Source organism: Streptomyces sp. CC53 (genome assembly GCF_001865245.1).
Lineage (GTDB): Bacteria > Actinomycetota > Actinomycetes > Streptomycetales > Streptomycetaceae > Streptomyces.
In genome coordinates this window covers 1-7,044 of the sequence record NZ_MKXB01000167.1, presented here as the reverse complement: position 1 = coordinate 7,044, position 7,044 = coordinate 1, and the positions used below count along the sequence as shown (strand labels likewise).

5 protein-coding genes are annotated in these 7,044 nt (G+C 74.8%); 3 read left to right on the top strand and 2 right to left on the bottom strand.

Features of this window, described 5'->3' with window-relative positions:
- Positions 1-1,099: PucR family transcriptional regulator ligand-binding domain-containing protein (locus BJP40_RS20190; RefSeq protein ID WP_071281576.1), on the bottom strand; the 1,099-nt coding region annotated here is incomplete at its 3' end.
- 184 nt (positions 1,100-1,283) lie between these two features.
- On the opposite strand from BJP40_RS20190, the gene speB reads away from it, so the two are divergent.
- Together speB and BJP40_RS20180 are read left to right on the top strand one after the other, a co-directional pair.
- Complete coding sequence (speB, locus tag BJP40_RS20185) at positions 1,284-2,279, top strand: agmatinase (RefSeq protein WP_071281575.1); 996 nt, start codon at positions 1,284-1,286, stop codon at positions 2,277-2,279.
- A gap of 126 nt (positions 2,280-2,405) precedes the next feature.
- Positions 2,406-4,097: a thiamine pyrophosphate-binding protein gene (locus BJP40_RS20180; protein WP_071281574.1), complete on the top strand. Its 1,692-nt coding sequence runs from the start codon at positions 2,406-2,408 to the stop codon at positions 4,095-4,097.
- A gap of 4 nt (positions 4,098-4,101) precedes the next feature.
- Here BJP40_RS20180 and BJP40_RS20175 read toward each other — a convergent pair whose 3' ends face one another.
- Positions 4,102-4,926, bottom strand: coding sequence for an endonuclease I family protein (locus BJP40_RS20175; protein WP_071281573.1), 825 nt, complete (start codon positions 4,924-4,926; stop codon positions 4,102-4,104).
- 501 nt (positions 4,927-5,427) lie between these two features.
- On the opposite strand from BJP40_RS20175, the gene BJP40_RS20170 reads away from it, so the two are divergent.
- Positions 5,428-6,900, top strand: a complete 1,473-nt coding sequence (locus BJP40_RS20170; RefSeq protein ID WP_071281572.1) for a S8 family peptidase — start codon at positions 5,428-5,430, stop codon at positions 6,898-6,900.
- Positions 6,901-7,044 lie beyond the last annotated feature (144 nt).

The window sequence follows — 7,044 nt, the reverse complement described above, 5'->3', positions numbered from 1 at the left end:
GCAGCGCGCGCGCCGCCTGCGCGTCCGCCGCCGCCAGGTCGCCGGGCGCGGCCGGGCCGCTCGCCCCGAGGCTCCAGCCCGGGTACGGCGCGGGTTCGCGCCCCGCGGGCAGCAGCGCCCGCACGGTGCCGTCCGCCGCCGCGTCCACGAGCGGACTGCCCAGTGCGGGCGGCGGGGCGCCCGGGCCGCCGCCCCGCGCGTGCACCACCGTCCAGGGCGCCTCGCCGAGCAGGGGTGCCACGTCCTCCGGTGCGGCGCCCAGCAGGAGCCGTACGAGCGCGGCCGACCGGGTCGCCTCGTCGGCACCCTGGTGCGGGGCGGTCAGCAGCGACAGCAGCACCATCGCGGTCTCCGCGATCCGCTGGACTGCCTCGTCCCTGCGGGCCGTCGCCAGGCCCAGCGTCAGCCCCCGGCCCGTGCCCAGGCCGTACGCCACCAGCCGCGTCCCGCCCGTGCTGTCCGCCGCCGACGACGGGCGGCGCGCCGCCCCGGCCACCCGCCGGACCAGCCGCGTCAGCGCCGCGTCCTCGTCGGGCGTGAGCTCCCGCCCGTCGGCGGCGTACTCACCGCCCTCCGGCGTGTAGAGCACCGCGCGCCCCTCCAGCCGCACCGCCACGGCGTGCAGCACCGCCGGCACGGGGTCGGGCCGGGCCGCCGCTGCGGCCAGGGCCCGCTGGCCGTCCGCGACCCGGCGCAGCTCGTGGTGGCGGGCCTCCGTCATGAGCCGCCACACCGCCCGCGCCACGGCCGCGAACGGCGTGCCCGGCTCCACCTCCACCAGCGGCAGCCCGTGCCGCTCGCAGGCCGCGACCAGCGCGTCCGGCACCGTGTCGTACACCGGGGTCACCCCGAAGCCCAGGGCCGCGGCGCCCGCCTCCGCGACCCGCGCCACGAACCGCTCGGGACCTGTCTGCCCCAGCTGGAACGGCACCCCTGCCGTGAGCAGCAGCTCACCGCCCAGCAGGTACGGGAAGGGGTCGGCCATCTCGGAGGTGTGCACCCCGTGCAGGTCCGCCCCGGGCCCGCCCGCCACCAGCCGCAGCCCGAGGCCCTCGCTCGCCAGCAGGTCGGCCAGCCGCACCGGCGGCGCGAACGGCACGGGCGGCTGCGCCGCGCGCCCCCCTGCCCGGCGACCCGCGCCCACTGGGCCCCCGCCTTCGCGACCCTCGGCTGCGCGGCCTCCGGCCCCGGACGCCTTCATGGACGATTCCTCCACTCCACCTCGTGCAGATGGAGAAAACGTACACTTCTGTCCGGGCTTCCGCCCGTCTACCGTCGACTCCATGAGCAGCAACCACGGCACCGACTCGACGCCCCGCGGCCCCATCGACTCCTCCCGGGTCCCGCGCTACGCAGGCCCCGCGACGTTCGCCCGGCTGCCGCGCCTGGACGAGGTCGGCACGGCGGACGTCGCCGTCATCGGCGTGCCCTTCGACTCCGGTGTGTCCTACCGGCCCGGCGCCCGCTTCGGCGGCAACGCCATCCGCGAGGCGTCCCGCCTCCTGCGCCCCTACAACCCGGCGCAGGACGCCTCCCCGTTCGCCCTGGCGCAGGTCGCGGACGGCGGCGACATCGCCGTCAACCCGTTCAACATCAACGAGGCCGTGGAGACGGTCGAGGCCGCCGCCGACGACCTGCTCGGCAGCGGCGCCAGGCTGATGACCCTGGGCGGCGACCACACCATCGCGCTGCCACTGCTCCGCTCCGTCGCGAAGAAGCACGGCCCCGTGGCGCTGCTCCACTTCGACGCGCACCTCGACACGTGGGACACGTACTTCGGCGCCGAGTACACGCACGGCACCCCGTTCCGCCGGGCCGTCGAGGAAGGCATCCTCGACACCTCCGCGCTGTCCCACGTCGGCACCCGCGGCCCGCTCTACGGCAAGCAGGACCTGACGGACGACGAGAAGATGGGCTTCGGCATCGTCACGTCGGCCGATGTCTACCGCCGCGGCGCCGACGAGGTGGCCGACCAGCTCCGCCAGCGCATCGGCGACCGCCCCCTCTACATCTCCATCGACATCGACTGCCTGGACCCGGCGCACGCGCCCGGCACCGGCACCCCGGAGGCGGGCGGCATGACCTCCCGCGAGCTGCTGGAGATCCTGCGCGGCCTGGCGTCCTGCAACCTGGTCTCCGCCGATGTCGTCGAGGTCGCCCCGGCCTACGACCACGCCGAGATCACCTCGGTGGCCGCCTCCCACACCGCCTACGAACTGACGACGATCATGTCCCGCCAGATCGCGGCGGCCCGGAACGCGGAGGGAGCGGCGCAGTAACCTCCGCGAGGACGGCGCCGGGCCGCAGCCCCCCGCGAACGCGGCCCGGCGCCACCGCAGAGGACCGCCGCACCGCCCCGGACGGGGCGCGGCCGGTCGCCGTACCGACACGAAGGCCCGCCGACCATGACCCACGACCACGACCTCGTCCTGCGCCCCACCGCCGCGCAGACGGCCGCCGCGCTGAACCCGCCCCCCGGCCGCATCGGCGGCGACCTCGTCGTGGAGACCCTCCGCGGCCTCGGCGCGACGACCGTCTTCGGGCTGCCCGGCCAGCACGCCCTGGGCATGTTCGACGCGCTGCGCCGCTCCGACCTTGCGTACGTCGGGCTGCGGGTGGAGAACAACGCGGGCTTCGCCGCCGACGCGTACGGCAGGGTCACCGGTGAGGCGGCGCCCCTCCTGCTGTCCACCGGCCCCGGTGCGCTGACGGCGCTGCCCGCCCTTCAGGAGGCGGCTGCGGCCAGCGCGCCGGTGCTGGCCGTCAGCGCGCAGGTGCCGGTGCGCGGCCTCGGCGGGGGACGCCACGGCCACCTGCACGAACTGCGCGACCAGCAGGCGTCGTTCCGTGACGTCGTGAAGTCCGTCCACGGCGCCCGCACGGCCTCCCAGATCCCGTCCGCGATCGCGGCGGCCTGGCAGTCGGCGCTGACCCCGCCGCACGGACCCGTGTACGTGGAGATCCCGCAGGACGTCCTGTCGGCCCCGACGGACCTGCCGGTCGTGACGGCGCCGGACGCGACCCCGCCGGACCTGCCGCCCCGCCCGGAGCTGACGGCGCTGGCGGCGCACCTGCTGACGACGGCCGAGCGTCCGGTGGTCGTCGCGGGCGGCGGCGTCGTGCGGTCCGACGCGTCCGGCAAGCTCCGTGCGCTGGCGGAGCGGCTCGACGCCCCCGTGGTCACCACCTTCGGCGGCAAGGGCGCGTTCCCGTGGGAGCACCCGCTGTCCCTCCAGTCCTGGCTGGAGGACCGCCACATGACGGACTTCCTGGAGGACGCGGACGTCCTGCTGGTGGTGGGCTCGGGCCTGGGCGAGCTGTCGTCGAACTACCACACGTTCCGCCCGCGCGGCCGGGTCGTCCAGATCGAGGCGGACCTCGGCAAGCTGGAGTCCAACCATCCGGCGCTCGGCATCCACGCGGACGCCCGACTGGCGCTGTCGGCGCTGCTGGAGACCGTCGGCGAGCGCTCGGACGCGGCGGCGCGGGACCGGGTGCGGGAAGTCCTGGCCGCGGTCCGCTCCCGCCTGGAATCCCAGCGGCTCACCCTGGAGCAGGGGCTGCTGGCCTCCATCCGGCAGGCCCTGCCGAGCACGTCGCCCAGCTTCTGGGACATGACGGTCCTCGGCTACTGGGCCTGGTCGGCGTTCGACGCCCGCCGGCCGGGCACCATGCACTCCGCGCAGGGCGCGGGCGGCCTCGGCTACGCCTACCCGGCGGCGCTCGGCGCGGCCGTGGCGGACCCCACCCGGCCGGTGCTGGCCGTGTCCGGCGACGGCGGCGCCCTGTACTCGGTCGCGGAGCTGGCCACGGCCCGGCAGCACGACCTGCCGGTGACCTGGCTCATCGTGGACGACGGCGGCTACGGCATCCTGCGCGCCTACATGACGGAGGAGTACGGCGAGCCGATGGGCACGGAGCTGGCGGGCCCCGACTTCGCGGCGCTGGCGGAGTCGTTCGGCGTGCCCGCGACGCGCACCACGCCCGAGGCCCTCCGCGAGGACCTCGGGCGTGCCCTGTCGTCGGACGGCCCGTCGGTGGTGGTGCTGGGGGCGGCACCGCGCATGTTCGCCCCCACGCACCTGGCGGACCGCTGAGGGGCTACCAGATCGCCTCGACCCACTCCGGGTGGTCGATGAACGGGTTCCGGTTGCCCTGGTAGCTCTGGTGGATGACGTCGTTGCGCCGCTTCTCGAACGCGTCGGGCGGGTCCATCTCGTTCCACTGCTTCAGCACGGAGAGCCGGCCGTGGTACGGGGCGCTGCCGTTGTTGACGGAGTTGTTGGGCTCCAGGTCGGGCCAGTAGTCTTCGCCCTCGTACCGCACGGCCATGTAGAGGATCATCCGGGCGACGTCGCCCTTGACGGCGTCGCGCGGTTCGAAGGAGTCGGCGTCGGTGTAGTTGCCGGCGGCGCCGCTGACGGTGCTGCCGCCCCAGTCGAAGTCCTTGTTGCCGCGGATGCTGTTGACCCGGACGTCCGTGGGGCGCAGGTGGTGCAGGTCGGTGCCGGGGCCGGTGCTGGTGCCGAAGCCGCCGTGGGACTTGGCCCAGACGTGCTCCCGGTTCCAGTCGCCGAGGTCGCCGCCGTTGAGGGACTTGCTGCGGGATATGCCGCTGTACAGCAGGATCACGTTGTTCCGGTCGGCCGGGTCCTCGTCGGTCACCTTGAGGGCGTTCCAGACGGCCGAGTACGAGATCTTCGTGTGGTCGCTGATGATGCCGTGCAGCGCGCTCTTGAGGGCCGTGCCCGACTTGCCTGCGGTGCCGTCGTAGTAGGTGTCGTCGTACGAGGACGCGGCCGCGGACGTGGCGGCGGCCGTCGCGGTGCCGGCGGTGGCGGCGGGCAGTGCGGCGGCGAGGAGCGCGCCGGCCAGCAGGACCGGGACGCGCCGGAGGCGTGCGGAGCGGGGGAGCCGGGAGGGCATGGCGGAGTCCTTTCCCGATGCGGGGGAGGGTGGGGAACGCCGGTGCGGTCTACGCGGGTTGACGGTGCGGCAAGAGGGAGCGTGACACGTTTTCGGTCACTGGAGTGTGAACGGGATGTGGCGACCTCCTGGCATTGTCATGGACGTGACGGATTGGCCGGAAGGCTTCGTGCGGGACCGGCGGAGGCGCCGTCCCTCCGGCACCGTGCGGGGCCGTCGCCGCGCCGGCTCCCGGGGTCGGCGGCGCGAAAGGCACCCTTCCTTCCGCTTCCTCGCCCGGCCGGGTACTGGTGATGTCCGGCCGCGCCTCCTATGGTTGCGTCGCTCCTCCACGTGTTGTGCACATCCGCCCCGGACGTGCCCGCCTGCCCCGCACAGGGCATGGGGCCCGGGGCGCCGTACCGCCTTCGCACGCAGACACGGCGGCACCTGACGCCGTGACACACGAGACCGGAGGCCTCCATGAGGACACCCCTGCGCTCCAGACGCCCGTTATCCGCGGTGACCACCGGCGTGGTCGCCGCACTCGCCCTCGCACTGGGCGCCACGACCGGCGCCGGTGCCGCGACCCCGGCCGCCGACGCACCGCCCGCCGTCGGCACCGTCCGCACCGTGCCCGGCGCCACGCCCGTACCCGGCAGCTACCTCGTCGTCCTCAAGGGCGGCGCGGTCACGGCCCAGGCCGCGTCGCGGACGGCCGAGGCGCTGGCCGGGCGGCACGGCGGACGCGTCGACAAGGTCTGGAAGGACGCGCTCCACGGCTTCTCCGCCCGGATGAGCGCGGACCAGGCCGCCCGCATGGCCGCCGACCCCGGCGTCGCCTACGTCGAACAGGACGTGGAGATCCGCCTCCAGGCGACGCAGACGAACCCGCCGTCCTGGGGCATCGACCGCATCGACCAGCGCGCGCTGCCGCTCAACCGCAGCTACACGTACGACACCACGGCGAACAACGTGACCGTGTACGTCGTCGACACCGGTGTCCGCACCTCGCACACCGAGTTCGGCGGACGGGCCAGCTGGGGCCACAACTCCATCGACTCCCAGAACACCGACTGCAACGGCCACGGCACCCATGTCGCCGGCACGGTGGGCGGCCGACTGCACGGCGTGGCCAAGGGCGTCAAGATCGTCGCGGTCAAGGTGCTGAACTGCGCCGGCTCCGGTACCACCACGAGCCTGGTCGACGGGGTGAACTGGGTCGCCGCCAACGCCCGCAGGCCCGCCGTCGCCAACCTCAGCCTCGGCTTCAACGGGGTGAGCACCGCCGCCGACAACGCGGTGCGGGCCGCCATCTCCAGGGGGGTGACCTTCGTCGTCGCCTCCAACAACTTCAACACCGACGCCTGCAACCACTCCCCGGCGCGCGTGGCCGAGGCCATCACGGTGAACGCCACGGACAGCGCCGACCGGCGGGCGAGCTTCTCCAACTTCGGTCGCTGCACCGACCTGTTCGCACCGGGCGTCGGCATCACCTCGTCCTGGCACAGCGGCGACACGGCCACCCGGTCCCTCAACGGCACGTCGATGGCCGCCCCGCACGTGGCGGGCGCCGCCGCCCTCTACCTGACCCTGCGCACCTCGGCCAGCCCCGCCACGGTGCCGGCCGCGCTCATCACGGCGTCCACCAAGAACAGGGTCACCAACGCCGGCACCGGCTCGCCCAACCGGCTGCTGTTCACCCGGTCCCAGACCACCGGGTTCACCGTGGCCAACCCCGGCAGCCAGCGCAGCTTCCAGTCCGACCCCGTCCGCCTGCAGATGACGGCGTCCGGGGGAACGACGCCGTACCGGTGGACCGCGCGGGCCCTCCCGCTGGGGCTGACCATCAACGCCACGTCGGGCGTGATCTCAGGGGTCGCCCGGAGCGCGGGCACGTCCACCGTCCACGTCACCGCGACCGACGCGGGCGGCCGGTCGGCCTCGGTCACGTTCACCTGGCAGGTCGTGCGGGAGCCCTGCCCCACCTGCTGACGCCCGCCCGCCTGCCCCGGCTGCTGACCGTCCGCTCCCCTGCCGAGCGGCTGTCCCGCCCGAGAGGCCCCGAGCGTGCACCGGTCCCGGTAGCGCAGCGGCCAGAGCCGGCCCCGTCCGGATGACCGGCCCGCCCCGGCCGGG

Excerpts from the sequence above, each read along its gene's own strand:
- speB (WP_071281575.1), top strand. The coding sequence starts at position 1,284 with ATGAGCAGCAACCACGGCACCGACTCGACGCCCCGCGGCCCCATCGAC.
- BJP40_RS20180 (WP_071281574.1), top strand. The coding sequence starts at position 2,406 with ATGACCCACGACCACGACCTCGTCCTGCGCCCCACCGCCGCGCAGACG.
- BJP40_RS20175 (WP_071281573.1), bottom strand. The coding sequence starts at position 4,926 with ATGCCCTCCCGGCTCCCCCGCTCCGCACGCCTCCGGCGCGTCCCGGTC.